The 15,617-nt window shown below is 71.2% G+C and carries 11 protein-coding genes; 3 read left to right on the top strand and 8 right to left on the bottom strand.

What is annotated here, in order from left to right:
* Nucleotides 1-142 precede the first annotated feature (142 nt).
* On the top strand, nt 143-2,305 hold the full coding sequence (locus ABZT06_RS35165; protein ID WP_355750450.1) for a PQQ-binding-like beta-propeller repeat protein: 2,163 nt from the start codon (nt 143-145) through the stop codon (nt 2,303-2,305).
* A 69-nt stretch (nt 2,306-2,374) separates the two neighbouring features.
* Here ABZT06_RS35165 and ABZT06_RS35160 read toward each other — a convergent pair whose 3' ends face one another.
* Entirely contained in the window at nt 2,375-3,514 is a 1,140-nt protein-coding gene (locus tag ABZT06_RS35160; protein WP_355750447.1) for a S1 family peptidase, read from the bottom strand.
* 218 nt (nt 3,515-3,732) lie between these two features.
* Between ABZT06_RS35160 and ABZT06_RS35155 the strand changes: the two genes are divergently transcribed.
* Together ABZT06_RS35155 and ABZT06_RS35150 are read left to right on the top strand one after the other, a co-directional pair.
* Nucleotides 3,733-4,443 carry a ThuA domain-containing protein gene (locus tag ABZT06_RS35155; protein WP_355750444.1) on the top strand — a complete coding sequence of 237 codons (711 nt, stop codon included), beginning with the start codon at nt 3,733-3,735 and terminating at the stop codon, nt 4,441-4,443.
* Nucleotides 4,413-5,516: a Gfo/Idh/MocA family oxidoreductase gene (locus ABZT06_RS35150; RefSeq protein ID WP_355750441.1), complete on the top strand. Its 1,104-nt coding sequence runs from the start codon at nt 4,413-4,415 to the stop codon at nt 5,514-5,516. The genes ABZT06_RS35155 and ABZT06_RS35150 overlap by 31 nt, the downstream gene beginning before the upstream one ends.
* Here ABZT06_RS35150 and ABZT06_RS35145 read toward each other — a convergent pair whose 3' ends face one another.
* The 7 genes from ABZT06_RS35145 to ABZT06_RS35115 form a co-directional block, all read right to left on the bottom strand.
* A complete protein-coding gene (locus ABZT06_RS35145; protein ID WP_355750440.1) occupies nt 5,517-6,992 on the bottom strand; it encodes a glutamate--cysteine ligase in 1,476 nt (491 codons plus the stop codon). It lies immediately after the preceding gene.
* A 109-nt stretch (nt 6,993-7,101) separates the two neighbouring features.
* Nucleotides 7,102-9,117 (bottom strand): alpha-xylosidase, encoded by a 2,016-nt coding sequence (locus tag ABZT06_RS35140; RefSeq protein WP_355750437.1) that lies wholly within the window; start codon nt 9,115-9,117, stop codon nt 7,102-7,104.
* A 5-nt stretch (nt 9,118-9,122) separates the two neighbouring features.
* A complete protein-coding gene (locus tag ABZT06_RS35135; RefSeq protein WP_355750434.1) occupies nt 9,123-9,950 on the bottom strand; it encodes a carbohydrate ABC transporter permease in 828 nt (275 codons plus the stop codon).
* Nucleotides 9,947-10,858 carry a sugar ABC transporter permease gene (locus ABZT06_RS35130; RefSeq protein WP_355750431.1) on the bottom strand — a complete coding sequence of 304 codons (912 nt, stop codon included), beginning with the start codon at nt 10,856-10,858 and terminating at the stop codon, nt 9,947-9,949. The genes ABZT06_RS35135 and ABZT06_RS35130 overlap by 4 nt, the downstream gene beginning before the upstream one ends.
* Nucleotides 10,855-12,087, bottom strand: a complete 1,233-nt coding sequence (locus ABZT06_RS35125; protein ID WP_355750428.1) for a sugar ABC transporter substrate-binding protein — start codon at nt 12,085-12,087, stop codon at nt 10,855-10,857. Before ABZT06_RS35125 ends, ABZT06_RS35130 begins: the two co-directional genes overlap by 4 nt.
* A 45-nt stretch (nt 12,088-12,132) precedes the next feature.
* Nucleotides 12,133-13,077: a substrate-binding domain-containing protein gene (locus tag ABZT06_RS35120; RefSeq protein ID WP_355750425.1), complete on the bottom strand. Its 945-nt coding sequence runs from the start codon at nt 13,075-13,077 to the stop codon at nt 12,133-12,135.
* Between the two features lie 2 nt (nt 13,078-13,079).
* On the bottom strand, nt 13,080-15,533 hold the full coding sequence (locus tag ABZT06_RS35115) for a SpoIIE family protein phosphatase (protein WP_355750421.1): 2,454 nt from the start codon (nt 15,531-15,533) through the stop codon (nt 13,080-13,082).
* Nucleotides 15,534-15,617: the final 84 nt, after the last annotated feature.

Below are 15,617 nucleotides of genomic sequence, written 5' to 3'. Positions count from 1 at the left end.
AACCCTGATGCCACCGGGTTCGGCCGGACGGCAAGGCCGGGATCGGCGTCCCCCGCGGAGCGGCGCCCCTCTAGAGTGAGGGGTCCCTGTCAGAAGAGTCCGGACCGCAGCCGTCCTGGCCAGCAGCGGTGAAGGAGACACGGTGACCCTGCGCGAGAACGATCCGGAGTCCGTCGGCGGCTACCGGATCGAATCGCGGATCGGGACCGGCGGCATGGGTGTCGTCTATCTCGGCCGGTCGTCCTCGGGACGGGCGGTCGCGGTGAAGGTCGTGCACACGCGGTACGCGGACAACCCCGAGTTCCGGGCCAGGTTCCGGCAGGAGATCGCCGCCGCGCGCCGGGTCAGCGGCGCGTTCACGGCGCCGGTGGTGGACGCGGACCCGGAGGCGGCACGGCCGTGGATGGCCACCGCGTTCGTCCCGGGCCGTACCCTCGCGGAGCTGGTCGACGAGTCGGGACCGCTGGACTGGCCCGCACTGCGCCGCCTGGGCACCGAACTCGCCGAGGCACTGCGGGAGATCCACCGCGCGGAGGTCGTGCACCGGGACCTCAAGCCGAGCAATGTGCTGCTGCTGGAGAGCGAGGGCGACGACGGGGCCGTACGCGTCATCGACTTCGGCATCTCGCGCGCGGCCGACAGCGATGTCCGCACCCAGACCGGCATGGTGATGGGCTCGCCGCCCTTCATGGCACCGGAACAGTTCAGCCGCCCGCACGAGGTGGGCTCCGCGGTGGACGTCTTCTCGCTGGGCGCGGTGCTCGTGTACGCCGCCACCGGACACAGCCCCTTCGAGGCGGAGAACGCCTATCTGGCGGCGTACAACACCGTGCACGGTGAGCCGCGGCTGGGTGAACTGCCCGAGCAGCTGCGCCCGTTGGTCGCGCGATGTCTGGCGAAGGAACCCACGGACCGGCCGACGTCGAGCGAGGTCCTGGAGCGGCTGGCGGGGCTCCCGGAGGACCTGCCCGCGGGGCAGTCGGCCCAAGAGCCGTCCCCGGCGGCGAAGATGCTGTCGACGGACGTCATGACCTCGCCGCTGGGCGGCACCGGGCCGGTCCGGCGCGCGCGCCGCGGGAGGATGCTGTGGGCCGCCATCGCCGTCGTGGCGCTCCTCGGCGGGGTCGGGGCGGCCGCGGTCGCCGTGCTGGGCGACGAGCCGGCGAGCTCGGTCGACGAGTTCGACGCTCTCCCCCCGCGGACCACGCCGAGCGCGGCCACGCCGGCGGGCTGGCGGCCCTGGCACAACGCGTTGGGGTCGGACGGGAAGGACCAGCCGATGAGCATCGGCCCGTCCTGCACTCCCGACGCGCTCGGCGTCTTCTGCGCCTCCGAGGAGGTCGCCCTGATGCGGCTGAACCCGGCGACGGGAAACCTCGAGTGGACGAAGTCCATGAGCCGCAAGCAGGTCAGCAGCTTCTCGGTGCGCGAGCCCATCGTGCATGACGGTGTGGTGTTCGTGTACAGCGCGGACCGCTCGCAGGGCGTCGACGCCTACGACGGAAGGAGCGGCAAGCGGCTGTGGCAACTCAAGGGGCCGCTGGGCGAGTTCGAGTACCTGGGCGGAGTGCTCGTCGTCCGTCTGGACCAGCTCGGCTCCTCCCACACGGCACGCTATGCGGCCTACGAGCCGCGCACGGGCAAGGAGTTGTGGCGGCGCGAGCTGACCTCCACCTCACCGAGCCCCTTCTACGAGGGCCCGGGGGACACGCTCTACGCCGATCTGCGCGGCGGCGAGGGTGGTATCGCCCGCCTCGACGCGCGCACCGGCAGGACACTGGGCAGCGTCGACGCGCCGAAGGGCGACCTGTGGCTGGCGACGGTCCACGACGGCACGGCGTACTACGCGCGCTGGGAGGACGACTCCGGTGTGTCCGCCGCCTTCTTCGTGCAGGATCTCGGCAGCGGGAAGACCCGCCGGATCGACTTCCCCTGGAGCGTCGAGCCCGAGGCGCCGCCGCTGGTGCAGGGCGACACCATGTACATCTTCGACTACGGCAACGAGACCCTGCTCGCGCTCGACGTGAAACGGGGCAAGCCGCTGTGGTCCAGCTCGCGCGACCTGCGCGTCTTCAGCGAACCCGCCTACCACGCGGGCCGGTTGTACGTGACGATGCCGGACACCAGCATCCTGGCGCTCGACCCGAGGACCGGGAAGGAGATCGGCCGTACCGCCCCGTCCTTCGACACGGCCGGCCGCTCCTTCGAGGAACTGTCGCCGAGTTCGGTCCCGCCGCTGCGGGTGGGGAACGTGCTGTACGGGGTCACCGGCCCGGGAGTCTTCTCGGTGGCCGACGTCACCTGAACCGGGCGCGCCGGCCACGCGGGGGTGGGCCCGGCCCGGAGCTCGGGAAGGCCGGGCCCACCCCGGCGATCAGGCGGTGTGCAGGGTCAGGCCGTACCGGTTGAGGATCTCGTTGACCGGCTGGAACCAGGTCTCGCCGCCGCTGGAGCAGTTGCCCCAGCCGCCGGAGGTGACGCCCTGGGCCTGGTCGCCGCTGATGAACGAGCCGCCGGAGTCGCCGGGTTCGGCGCAGACGCTGGTCTTGGTCATCTGGTGCACCGCGCCCTGGCTGTAGTTGACGGTCTCGTTCATGGCGAGGACCGTGCCGCAGTGCCAGTGGGACGTCGAGCCCGAGCGGCAGATCGAGGAGCCGACGGGTGCCACGTTCGAGCCGCGCACGAGCTGGTCGGAGACGGTGCCCCAGCCGAGCACGACCGGGACGGTCCACCAGCCGCTGCCGACGTTGACCCAGGCGTAGTCGTTGTCCGGGAAGGACGAGCCCTGGAAGTTGCCGACGTAGCTGCGGTCCCAGCCGTAGACGCTGCCGGTGCGCTGGTCGCAGTGGCCGGCGGTGACGAAGCCGCCGTAGACCGAGAACCCGATGGAGCAGCGGACGTTGCCGGTGTAGTAGGGGTCGCCGCCGACGGTTCCGGCGGCGAAGGTGGTCGGCGCGGCGGCCACTTCCCGCACGGCGACGGGACCCGCCTGCCGGGCGCGGTCGAGGAATCTCTGGACATCGTTGTCACGCTGTCGGCCGCTGACGATGTTCACCACCACCGCGCCGGCCTTCGGGTCGACGTGCCAGCTGCTGACGGCGTCCGGTGCGGGGAGTTCGTCGAGCCGGGCCTGGGTGGCGGAGAGTTCGCGGGCGCTGTGGGGGACGGTACGGACCGTGGCGCCGGTGGCGCGTATCTCGCGGAGGGCGGTGGCGGAGGCGCCGGGGGTGACGGCGACGGTCAGCGTGCCCTTGGCGGCGTCGAACCAGGAGCCGCCGTACGAAGTGCCCGCGGTTCGGCGGACCTTGGGCTCCAGAGCGGTGGCCCGCTGCTCGGCGGCCAGCCTCGTCACGGCTTCGGCCTTCGTGAGGTGGAGGTCCCGCTGCATCGCCGTGAGGAGTCCGGCGGAGGCGGGCTGCTTCTCGCCGGCGGTGGCCGGGACCGTGCTCGCGGTCGCGCCGGCGCCGAACAGGAGCAGCACGGCCAGGCCCGCGCGCATGATGCTGCGTCTCATGGAGATTGCCCTTCGTCGTTCCAACGGGGTGGGGGTGGAACAGCAGAGTTCTCTGAGAGCGCTCTCAGTGGTGTGGCCCGGCAGAGACTAGCCGCTCAGCATTGACAGGTCCATACCAATAGCAAGGTTGTCGGAATCCCGGCCGTCGGAACGGATTTCTTCGGCCCCGTCCGGGGGATCTTGCCCAGGAGCCATTTACCGCCTCACGAAGGAACGCGATGACACGGAAGAAAGCCCTGGTGGTCAGAGGCGGTTGGGAGGGACACCAGCCGGTCAAGGCCACGGAGCTGTTCCTGCCCTTCCTGGAGAGCAACGGCTACGACGTCCGGATCGAGTCGTCGACCGAGGTCTACGCGGACAGCACCGAGATGGCCTCCACCGACCTCGTCGTGCAGTGCGTGACCATGTCCGAGATCACCGGCGAGCAACTGTCGGGACTGAGCGCGGCCGTCGTGGCCGGTACCGGTCTCACCGGCTGGCACGGCGGGATCGCGGACTCGTTCCGTGCCTCCTCCGACTATCTCCACCTGGTGGGCGGCCAGTTCGCGACCCATCCGGGCAAGGAACCGTGTGAGCGGCGGGGCGGCGAGGACGACAACTTCCTGCCCCACACCGTCGACCTCACCGATCTCGGCCGCGAACACCCCGTCACCGCGGGCCTCGACGACTTCGAGCTGGACACCGAGCAGTACTGGGTGCTCCACGACGACCTGATCGACGTCCTCGCCACCACCACCCACCCCGCCCAGCCGTGGCAGCCCTGGCACCGCCCGGTCACCTCCCCGGCGATCTGGACGCGCCAATGGGGCGCCGGGCGGGTCGTGGTGACGACACCGGGGCACAGCCTCGACGTACTGGAGAACCCGAACGTCCGTACCGTCATAGAGAGGGGCATGCTGTGGGCGACGCGCACCGCATCGGCGTCGTAGGTCTCGGCGTCATCTCCCGCGCCTACCTGGACACGCTCGCCGGCCACTCCACCGTGCGCGTCACCGCGGTCGCCGACCTGGACGCCTCCCGTTCGGCCGCCGTCGCCGCCGAGCTGCCCGGTGTACAGGCGCTGTCCGTCGAGGAACTGCTCAGCAGCCCGGACGTCGACACGGTGCTCAACCTCACCGTCCCCGCGGCGCACGCCGAGATCGCCCTCGGTGCCATCGCCCACGGCAAGAACGTCTACGGCGAGAAACCGCTGACCGCCGAACTCACCGACGCACACGCCGTCCTGGAGGCCGCGGCGAAGGCGGCGGTCGGCGTGGGGTGCGCGCCGGACACGGTCCTGGGCACCGGCGTCCAGACGGCACGGGCGGCGGTGGCGGCCGGAGCCGTCGGCCGGCCGCTGTTCGCGTCCGCCGTCATGGTGACCCCGGGCCACGAACGCTGGCATCCCCAGCCGGACTTCTACTACACGGCCGGTGGCGGCCCGCTGCTGGACATGGGGCCGTACTACCTGTCCGCCCTGGTGCATCTGCTGGGTCCGGTGCGTGCCGTGATCGGGGCGTCCAGCCGGCTCCGCAGCGAGCGGGTCATCGGGTCCGGCCCGCGCGCGGGCGAGCGGATCCCGGTCGAGGTGGACAGCCATGTCTCCGGGGTTCTCGAACACGAGGGCGGAGTCCTCACGACGCTCACGACGAGCTTCGACGGCGTCGCCACCACGGCCGCGCCGATCGAGGTCCACGGCGACAGAGGCACCCTCACTGTCCCGGATCCGAACAACTTCCACGGCGACGTACGGCTCCTCGAACTCGGTGAGGGCGACCAGGGGTGGCGCACCCTCCCGCCGTCCGCGGGTTATGCCGGCGCCACCCGGGGTGTGGGACTGGTCGACTTCGCCGCCGCCGAGGAGCAGCGGACACCGCGTGCGAGCGGTGAACTCGCCCTGCACGTCCTGGAGATGATGACGGCCCTGCTCCGTTCGTCGGCGGAGGGGCGGCGGATCGAGCTGTCGACGTCGGTGGAGCGGCCCGCTCCGGTGCCGCTGACGCCTCCGGAGAAGTGGCGCTGATCAGTCCACGGGCCAGGTGTGCGCGGGTGCGTTGAGGTGCATGTAGTCCATGTACGTCATCGTCATCCGGCGCAGCGCCTCCTGGCGGTCGCAGCCCGCCTTCTCCAGGTGGTGGACCGTCTCCGCCTGCCACAGGGCGCCGTTGCGGGCCGTGACGCACCGCTGCTCGATGACCCCGAGCAGCGGCTCACGCCATTCCGCGTCCATGCCGGCCAGCTCCAGACCCCGGTGGGCGAGGGGCAGCAGCCGCCGCAACACCAGTTCCGTGACCGGGACTTCGCCCACCCCCGGCCAGTACAGGCGGGCGTCGATGCCGTCACGGGCGGCGGTGTGCAGGTTCTCCTCGGCGACCGAGAAGGACATCCGCGTCCACACCGGCCGGTCCTCGTCGACCAGGGCGCGCGTCAGGCCGTAGTAGAAGGCGCCGTTGGCGATGATGTCGGCCACCGTCGGCCCGGCAGGCAGCACCCGGTTCTCGATGCGCAGGTGGGGGCCGCTGTCGGTGACGGCGTAGATCGGGCGGTTCCAGCGGTAGATCGTGCCGTTGTGCAGGGTCAGTTCGCCGAGTTCCGGAACCCCGCCACCGTCCAGTGCCTCCTGCGGGTCCTCGTCGTCGCAGATCGGCAGCAGTGCGGGGAAATAGCGCACGTTCTCCTCGAACAAATCGAAGACGCTGGTGATCCACCGCTCACCGAACCACACCCGGGGCCGTACGCCCTGCGCCTTGATCTCCTGGGGCCGGGTGTCGGTGGCCTGCTCGAAGAGGGGGATGCGGGTCTCGCGCCACAGCTCCCTGCCGAAGAGATACGGCGAGTTGGCCGCGAGGGCGGTCTGTACGCCCGCGACGGCCTGCGCCGCGTTCCAGTAGGCCGCGAACTCCTTGGGAGCGACCTGGAGATGGAACTGCGTGCTGGTGCAGGCGGCCTCGGGGGTGATGGCGTCGGCGTACAGGGCGAGCCGGTCCACGCCGTCCAGCTGGATGTGCAGGTCCTCGCCGCGCGCCGCGAAGATCTGCTCGTTGAGCAGCCGGTAGCGCGGATCGCCGGAGAGGGCGGTCTCGCCGACGTCCGTCTCGCCCAGCGTCGGCAGGATGCCCACCATGATCAGATGCGCGCCGACGGCCGATGCGCGTTCCTCGGCGTGGTTGAGGGCGTCGCGGATCTCCTGCTCCCAGGAGCCCGGGCCACCGGACAGGAGGCGGCGGGGCGGGATGTTGATCTCCAGGTTGAAGCGGCCCAGCTCGCTCGACCAGGCTGGGTCGGCGATCGCCTGGAGCACCTCGGTGTTCCGCATCACCGGGAGCCCGTCCTCGCCCACCAGGTTGAGTTCGATCTCCAGGCCGACCTGTGGCCGCTCGCTCTCGAAGCCCGACTCGCGCAGCATCTGTGCGAGGACGTCGAGGCAGGTGTGCATCTTGTCCCGGTACCGTCGGCGGTCCTCCCGCGTGAACACCTGGGCAGGCACGTCACGTCCCATCGGGCCCTCCCGAGTCCCCTCGGCGGATACCTCTTCCGTCCCAGAGTCCCACCTATGAAGCGCCTCAAACAGTCGGCGCTCAGCGTCGGGGCAGTGTGCGACGCGCCGCTCACAGAACGTGCGCCCCGGCCCGCAGCCAGAGGGGGGCGGCGGTGAGGGGGATACGGACCCGACGCCAGGCGGGGCCGGTGATCGGTCCCCCGGAACCCGCGTACGGCAGCCACTCCCCCGGCGGGAACCACACCTGCCGCCGCCCTCCCGGCGCGTACAGCGGCGCGACCAGCAGATCCGGGCCCAGCAGGTACTGGAGGTCGGCCGCGTGGGCGTCGGGGCGGTCGGGATGGTCCAGGGCCATGGGACGGGCGAGCGGCTCGCCGGTGCGGACCGCGTCGGCGGCGGCCCGGAGGACGTACGGCAGCAGGCGCGTGCGCAGCCGGGCCGCGTGCAGGACGGCCGCGTACGCCTCGTCGCCGAAGTCCCAGGGCAGCCGGGACGTCATGCCGTGGAACCGGCTCAGGGGCGACAACAGACCGAACTGGGCCCAGCGGGCGAAGAGTTCGGGATCCGGTGTGCCGTGGAAGCCGCCGATGTCGTGGCTCCAGAAGGGGTGACCGGAGAAGGAGAGCGAGAGGCCCGCGCGCAGGGTCGAGGCCAGGTCCTGCCAGCTCGCGTTGGAGTCGCCGGTCCACTTGGCGCCGTGCCGCTGGCCACCGGTCCAGGTGGAGCGGCCCCAGGTCAGGCCGTGGCCCGCGACCTCTTGGGTGACCTCGGCGACCAGGTCGCCGAAGAGGAGGGGGTAGAGGTTGTGCAGTCGGTCGCCGGTCATGCCGTCGTACGCCACCGCCTCCGCGGGGACCGCCTCGCCGAAGTCGGTCTTCAGGACCGACACCCCGGTGACCAGTACCTCGCGAACCCGGCCCCGGAGCCAGTCGACGGCGCCGGGATGGGTCAGGTCGAGGACGGCCGAGTCCGGGTGCGCGCCGCCCCAGACCTGCCCGGTCCACGTGCCGCCCGAAGCGCCGTGCAGGAACCAGCCGTTGCTGTCGATCTCGGGGAAGTGCGGGCTGTGGACACTGATGTACGGGTTCATCCAGAGGGATACGTGGAAGCCCTGCCTGGTCAGGTCGGCCACCAGCCCGCGGGGGTCCGGGAACGCCTCGGTGTCCCATTCCATGTCCGACCAGCAGCCGGGTCGCTGCCAGTAGGTGTCGATGTGCAACACGTCGCAGGGGAAGCCGAGTTCACGGATACGGCGGGCTCGCTCGCGTACCTCGTCCGCGCTGTCCCGGCGGAAGCCGCCCGAGATCCAGGGGCCGCAGGCCCAGGGCGGGGGCATCAGAGCGGGCCCTGTCAGGTCGCGGTAGGTGCGCAGGCACTCGGTCGGGGTGCCGGTGATCAGGTAGTAGTCGAGTTCCTCGTCGGGGACGGTCAGCGACCAGGCGCCGGTGTTGCTGTGCGCGAGGTCGAAGGAGGCCGCGCAGGTGGTGTCCACGAGGACGGCGTAGCCCCGGCTGGAGAGCAGGAAGGGGACCGCCTTGTAGGAGCGAGTGCCGGTCGAGCCCTGGGCGTCCTCGACCCAGCAGTCCACCCGCTGTCCGCGCAGGTCCGGGCCGGTGAAGCGTTCACCGAGTCCGTAGAAGTGCTCGTCGGGCTCGGCGAACCAGCTGTCGTGGTAGGCCAGTTGGCCGTCAGCGAGTTCGGTGACGCCGAGAGGCAGGACGGTCCTGCGGTCGCTGGGGTCACTCACGTCGGTCGCCTGCCGTAGGTGATGGTCCGTCAATTCCATGGTGAGGGGTGTCAGACGGACTGCGAGAGACAGCGACTCGAGGTGCAGGGTGAAGGCGTCCGGGGACCGCTCCACCGTGCAGCTGGTGCCCGTCGGTGCGGTGACGACGGGCACCCGCGGTGCCGTCGGTACGCCGTCCAGCCGCAGGGTGATCCGCAGGCAGTTGCCCGTCGCCGGGCGCAGGCGGAGCGTGCCCGCACGACCGGCTGCCGTGCGTACGTCGAGGGTCACGCCGTCCTGGCCTGCTGAGGCGACAAGGGCACCGGCCAGGGGATCCAGCAGGGCCGGGATCAGGAGGGGAGGCGGTGCGACCCAGGGTGTGCCGTCACGAGGGTGCATGGCGTTCAGCCCCTCACACTGCCCGCGGTGAGCCCGCCGACGATGAAGCGCTGGAAGACGGCGAAGACGGCGACCACCGGGATGCTGATGAGGGTGGCGGTGGACATCAGGGCGCCCCACGACGTCCCGTGCTGCCCGATGAAGGCGTTCAGCAGGACGGTCACGGGCTGCACCTCGGGCCCCTCGGCGAGCGTGAGCCCGAACAGGAACTCACCCCACCCGATCAGGAAGGACAGGCCGGCCGCCGCGACCACACCGGGCACCATGAGCGGCAGGACGACCCGCAGGAGCACACCGGGCAGTCCGCAGCCGTCGACCAGGGCCGCTTCCTCCAGTTCAGGAGCGACACTGCGTATCACCGGGCGCAGCACGATCACCGTGAAGGGCAGCGTGAGTGTGGTGTCGGCGGCGATCAGGCCCAGGTAGGTGTCGGTGAGACCGGCCCGCCGTTCGAGGATGAACAGCGGGGCCGCCAGCACGATGGCGGGCGGGATCTGGGCGACCAGGAGCGCGAGCACCATCGCGCCCGAACCGCGCATCCGGATCCGGGCGAGCGCGTAGGCCAGCGGGACGCCGAGCAGCAGGGTGAGCGCGACCACCCCGCAGGAGATGACGAGACTGTTGAGCAGCGCCCGGGTCAGGCCCTCGTAGCCCAGGGCCGTCGAGTAGTTCTCGCCGGTGACGGGGCTGGGCGCCCACTGCGGGCTGGGGGTCTGGATGCGGTCGGGCCGGGTGAGGCTGGTCTTCACCATCCAGTACACCGGCAGCAGGAAGGCGGCGGTGATCAGCGTGGCGGCCGCGGTCAGCAGCCAGGGGTGACGTGGCGGTCTCATACGGCACCCCCCGCCGGCGCCTCGTCCTCACGCCGCAGCCGCCGTACGTACCAGGCACCCGCCAGCAGGGGTACGACGAGCAGCAGCAGGCCGGCCGCGGCGCCCTGGCCGAACCGGAAGAACGTGAAGAACACCTCGTAGACGTAGAGGGACAGCACACGGGTGGCGTCGACCGGGCCGCCGCCGGTCATCACGTAGACGAGGTCGAAGACCTTGAAGGTGTAGAGGAGACCGAGGAGGAGGACGGTCACCGAGACGGGCCGCATCAGCGGGAGGGTGATGTGGCGGAAGCGCTGCCAGGCGCTCGCCCCGTCGATGGCGGCGGCCTCGTGGAGTTCGGGGTCGATGGTGTGCAGTCCGACCAGGAGCAGCAGCATGTTGAAGGGCACGCCGACCCAGACGTTGGCGAAGACCACCCCCGCCATCGAGGTGGAGGGGTCGGTGAGCCAGTCGTGGGACAGGCCGGCCGGTTTCAGCAGGGCGTTGTAGGCGCCGGACTCCGCGTCCAGCATCCAGCGGAAGAGGGTGCCGCTGACCACCGGGGGCAGCAGCCAGGCGACCAGCAGGAGGGAGCGCAGCAGGCCGTTGAAGGGGAACGGGCGCGCGAAGAGCAGGGCCAGGGCGAAACCGATCGTGAACTGGAGCAGCAGCGAGCCCCCGGTGAAGACCAGGGAGAGGCGTACCGAGTGCCAGAAGGCCGGGTCGTCGGCCACCGCACGGTAGTTGTCCAGGCCGTTGAACCGCTCGGCTCCGCCGAGGAGTTGACCGAGGTCGACGTCGTGGACGGAGGTCCACACGTTGTAGAGGAGCGGGTAGGCCAGGAAGAGGGCGAGGAAGGCCAGGCCCGGCAGGCAGAACAGGTAGCCGGTGCGGCGGCGCCGCGCGGAGGGCGAGAGGGGCTGTCTCATTGCTCGCCCAGAGCTTTGTCGATCTTTCCGGCCGCGGTCCTGGCCGCGGCGGACGGCGACGCGGATCCGGTGAGTACGGCCTGCTCCGCCTCCGCGACGGCCTGCGAGGCCTCGGCGTAGTGGGGGCCGTACTGGCGTGGCCGGGCCAGGGGCAGCTGGCTGAGGAAGAGCCGCAGGGCCGGGTCGGAGGCCCAGCTGCCCCGGTCGGCGAGGTCCTTGCGGGCGGGGAGGTCGCCGAAGGACACCAGGTACGGCACCAGGACCGAGGGACGCTGCGTGTACTCCAGGACCTCCCACGCCTTGTCGACGTGCTTGCTCTTCGCCATCACGACCCAGTTCTCGCCGCCCAGGCAGGTGGCGGCCGCCTTGTCGCGGGGCAGGGCGACGACGGTCCAGTCGAAGTCGGCCTTCTTCAGGGTGGGGATCTGCCAGGGTCCGTTGATCTGCATCGCGGCACGCTGGTTGAGGAAGCGGGTGTTGACGTCCTGCTGGGTCCAGCCCACGCACTGTTCGGACAGGGAGCCCTTGGCGATCAGTTCGTCGAGGAAGGTGAGCGCGGTGGCGCCGTAGGTGCTGAAGGTGTCCAGGTCGCCGCCCGCCTGCCAGAGGAACGGCAGGAACTGGAAGACGCCCTCCTCGGTCTTGATCGCGCTCAGCGCCAGGCCGTAGCGGTCGCCGCTGGTCAGCTTCTGTGCGGCGGAGGCCAGTTCGTCCCAGGTGGTGGGAGGTTCGACGCCGGCCGACTTGAGCATGCGGGTGTTGCAGTAGAGGGCGAGGCAGTTGCTGTTGTTGGGGATGCCGAGGGTCTTTCCGCCCACCTGACAGCCGGACCACGGGCCCTTGTAGTACTCGTCCGCCTGGCCCCATTTCTCGACTCTGGAGGTGAGGTCGGCCAGCAGACGGCTGCCGCCCAGGGTGTTCATGGAGACGTTGTCGACGATGGCGAGGTCGGGCAGGTCGCCGGAGATCGCGCCCAGGGTGATCTGCCGTTCCAGCTCGGCGAACGGGAAGGTCCGCCGCTCGATCCGCACATCCGGGACACCGGTCTCGATGTCCTTGATCAGACGGTTCATTCCGGGCTGGAAGTTGTCCAGAGTGAAGTAGTCCCACCAGCTCAGGGTCACCGGGCCCGAGGTGTCCGAGCTGCAGGAGGCCAGACCGAGGGCGGCGGCGGCCGCCGCCACGCCGGAGACACGCAGGAAGCCACGGCGGTCGACGGGGTACGACATGGTCTGCTCCCAGAGGTTCGATGATCGGGCACAGAAACCGACGTATCAGAAATCCAGGTCGATATCGGGGAAATCGGGTAGTTCGGTCTCGGGTTCCGAACCCGGCACCGATGGGCAGCGTCCCGTGCTCCCGCGCAGGGTGATCAGCGGTTTCAGCAGGACGTGCCGGGGCGGCGAGTCCGGTGAGCGCAGCCGCCGCATCATCAGGTCGACGGCGACCCGGCTCATCTCCTTGGCGGGTATCTCCGCGGCGGTGAGGGGCGGGTTCACCTGTTCGGCCCAGGGGCTCGCCGCCACGCCGACGACGGAGAAGTCGCGCGGCACACTGCGGCCGTTGCGGGTGAGTCCGCGGTAGACCCCCTCCAGGGCCGCTTCGTTCATGGTGACCAGCGACGTCGTCGCCGGGTCGTCGCTCAGGATGCGCTCCACGACCCCCTCCCCCGAGGCGAGGTCGTCGCCGCAGAGGTAGGCGTGCGGGGTGAGCAGCAGTTTCTTCATCGCCTCGGTGTAGCCCTCGTCCCCGAGCCGGGCGAAGCCGTAGCCGCTGTCGAAGAGCTGCTCGGACCGGTTGACGAAGGCGATCCTGCGGTGGCCGAGGTCGGCGAGGTGCTGGACGCAGCCGCCGGCCAGTCCGGCGAAGTCCAGGTCGACCCAGCCGGCCACATCGGCCCGGTGGTTGCGGCCGATGGCCACGAAGGGGAAACCCGCCTCGGCCAGATGCTCGACACGGTCGTCCTCCCGGCGGATCTCCATGACGATGACGCCGTCCACCCGCCGGTCGTCGACCATCCGCAGGAACGAGGGGTCGTCGTGACTGCCGGCGGGTGCGAGCAGCAGGTCGTAGCCCTGCCCGGCGGCGGCCTCCGCCACCCCTCCGACGAAGGCGAGCTGCATGGTGGTGTACTCGCGGAGGCGGCCGGCGGGCGGGTAGAAGAGCCCGAGCGTGTGCGTGCCACCGCCGGGGTCGTCGATCCTGGGTCGCTCTGCCATGGTCAGCCGGCCGGGAGGGATTGTTCGGCCCAGATGGTCTTGCCCATGGGTGTCTGGCGGGTGCCCCAGCCCTGGGTGAGCTGGGCGACCATGTGCAGCCCGCGACCGCCCTCGTCGTAGGTGCGGGCCCGGCGCAGATGCGGGGCGGTGTTGCTGGCGTCGGAGACCTCGCAGATCAGGGTCCGGTCACGGATGAGCCTCAGGCCGATCGGTACGGCGCCGTAGCGGATGGCGTTGGTGACCAGCTCGCTCACCACCAGCTCGGTGACGAACGCCGCCTCCTGAAGGCCCCACACGGTGAGCTGGCGGGTGGCCTGGGCCCGCGCGTCGGCCACGATCGCCGGGTCGGAGGGCAGCGCCCAGGCGGCGACCTGGTCGGCGTGCAGGGCACGGGTGCGGGCGAGGAGCAGGGCCACGTCGTCGGAGGGGCTCGCGGGCAGCAGGGCCCTCAGGATGGTGTCGCAGGTGGCCTCCAGCGAGGTGACGGGACCGGCCAGGGCCTCGCAGAGCCGTTCGAGACCCAGGCCGACGTCACGGTCCCGCGCCTCGACCAGGCCGTCGGTGCAGAACGCCAGCAGACTGCCCTCGGGCAGTTCCAGCTCGGTGCACTCGAAGGGCAGGCCGCCGACGCCGAGCAGCGGCCCCGGGGTCAGCTCGACCACGCGGGCCGTGCCGTCGGGGAGCAGTACGACGGGCGGCACGTGACCGGCGCTGGCGAAGGTGCACACGCGGGACACCGGGTCGTAGACGGCGTACAGACAGGTCGCGCCGATCTCGCCGCTGACGAAGTAGGGCTCGTCCGGGTCGATGTCCTCCTTGTCCGTCGCGAGGTGCATGACCAGGTCGTCGAGGTGGGTGAGGAGCTCATCCGGGGGCAGGTCGACGTCGGCGAGAGTGCGGACGGCGGTGCGCAGCCGGCCCATGGTGGCGGAGGCGTGGATGCCGTGGCCGACGACGTCCCCGACGACCAGGGCCACCCGGGTGCCGGACAGCGGCACGACGTCGAACCAGTCGCCGCCGACGCCCGCGCCGGTCCCGGCGGGCAGATAGCGGTACGCCACCTCGACGGCCGCCTGTCTGGGCAGGTCCCGGGGCAGGAGGCTGCGCTGAAGGGTGAGGGCGTTGGTGCGTTCGCGGGTGTAGCGGCGGGCGTTGTCGACACCGACCGCGGCCCGGCCGGCGAGTTCCTCGGCGAGGATCACGTCGTCCGCCTCGAAGGTCGGGGAGGCGCCGATCCGGGCGAAGAGCGCGACGCCGAGGGTGATGCCCCGGGCGCGCAGAGGGATCGCCATGACGGAGTGGAATCCGTACTTCTCGTTGCTGGCGGTACGGGCCTCGTGCTCGGCGAGCCACCGGGTGAAGTCGGGGTCGCCCGCGCCGCTGAGCACCGGTTTCCCGTCGGCGAGACAGCGGGCGGGCGGCGAGAACGGCGGGTACGTGTCCATCCCGCCGAGGTCGATGGCCGCCTCGGGCACACCCTCCTCCTCGGCGGCGGACTGGTGGGCGACCCTGCGGAGCACCACGGCCGCGTCGACCGGTCCGGGTACGGGTTCGTCCCCGCGCAACACGGAGTCGAGGAGGTCCACGCTGACGAAGTCGGCGAGGCGCGGGACGGCGAGGTCGGCGAGCTCCTGGGCGGTGCGGGTCACGTTCAGGGTGGTGCCGACGCAGGTGCCGGCCTCCTGCAGCAGGGCGAGCCGCTGCCGGGCCGCGTGCTGGTCGCTGCTGTCGAACGCGGCGGTGCCCACACCGACGACCTCACCGGTGGCGGGGTCGCGGACGGGCCAGAGCTCGATGACCCAGGCGCGGTCATGGGCGGAGCCGCGGGGGAATGCGGCGCCGGGGGTGCAGGACGGCTCCGGGGCCAGGCACTCGTAGCGCATCGGGGCGCGTTCCTCGGCGACGCGGCGCACGCACCGGAGGAAACCTTCGTCGGCCGGAGCGGTGGCGGGGGGCTCGTGTCCGGCTCGGTGAATCGCTGGTCCACCCCCGTTGGCCCATGGCTCCCTGCCTTGCGCCGCCGCGTTCCGGCGCCACGAGCCGGACGTCACGCTGTGGGTGGAGAGCGCGATCGGGGACTGGTCGAACGCCCACTCCACCATGGTCCGCTCGGGGTGCGGGCCGAGAGCCACGACGAAGGACCGGGCCCTGCCGTCGGCGTCCAGCGAGGGCTGGGCGTGCAGGGTCGTCTCGACGCGGTGGCCGTCCCGATGCCGCAGTGCCGCCGTGCCCCGCCATTCCTGGGAGCCGGTGAGGGAGAGCCCGGTCGCCTCGGGCGCTCCCTCACCGAGGAGCAGATCGGTCGCGGGGCGCCCTACGACCTCCGGGGCCCGGTGGCCCAGGAGTCGTCGAGCGCCCTCGCTCCACCCTGTGACCACGCCGTCCAGGCCGAGGGTGACCGTCGCGACATCGGATGACCACCCGCTGTGACCGTTCCCTTGATCAAAAGTGGCCATTCTTGCTCAATTCGCGCGGTGAGGTGCCTCACAGACCCAGAGTGCGCGCCGCACAGGAATCGGACAAGTCAGATCCGGTGACCC

It is taken from the genome of Streptomyces sp. NPDC005483 (assembly GCF_040606035.1).
Taxonomy (GTDB): domain Bacteria; phylum Actinomycetota; class Actinomycetes; order Streptomycetales; family Streptomycetaceae; genus Streptomyces.
The sequence above is the reverse complement of the archived record's forward strand: the minus strand, read 5'-3'. Positions and strand labels throughout refer to the sequence as shown.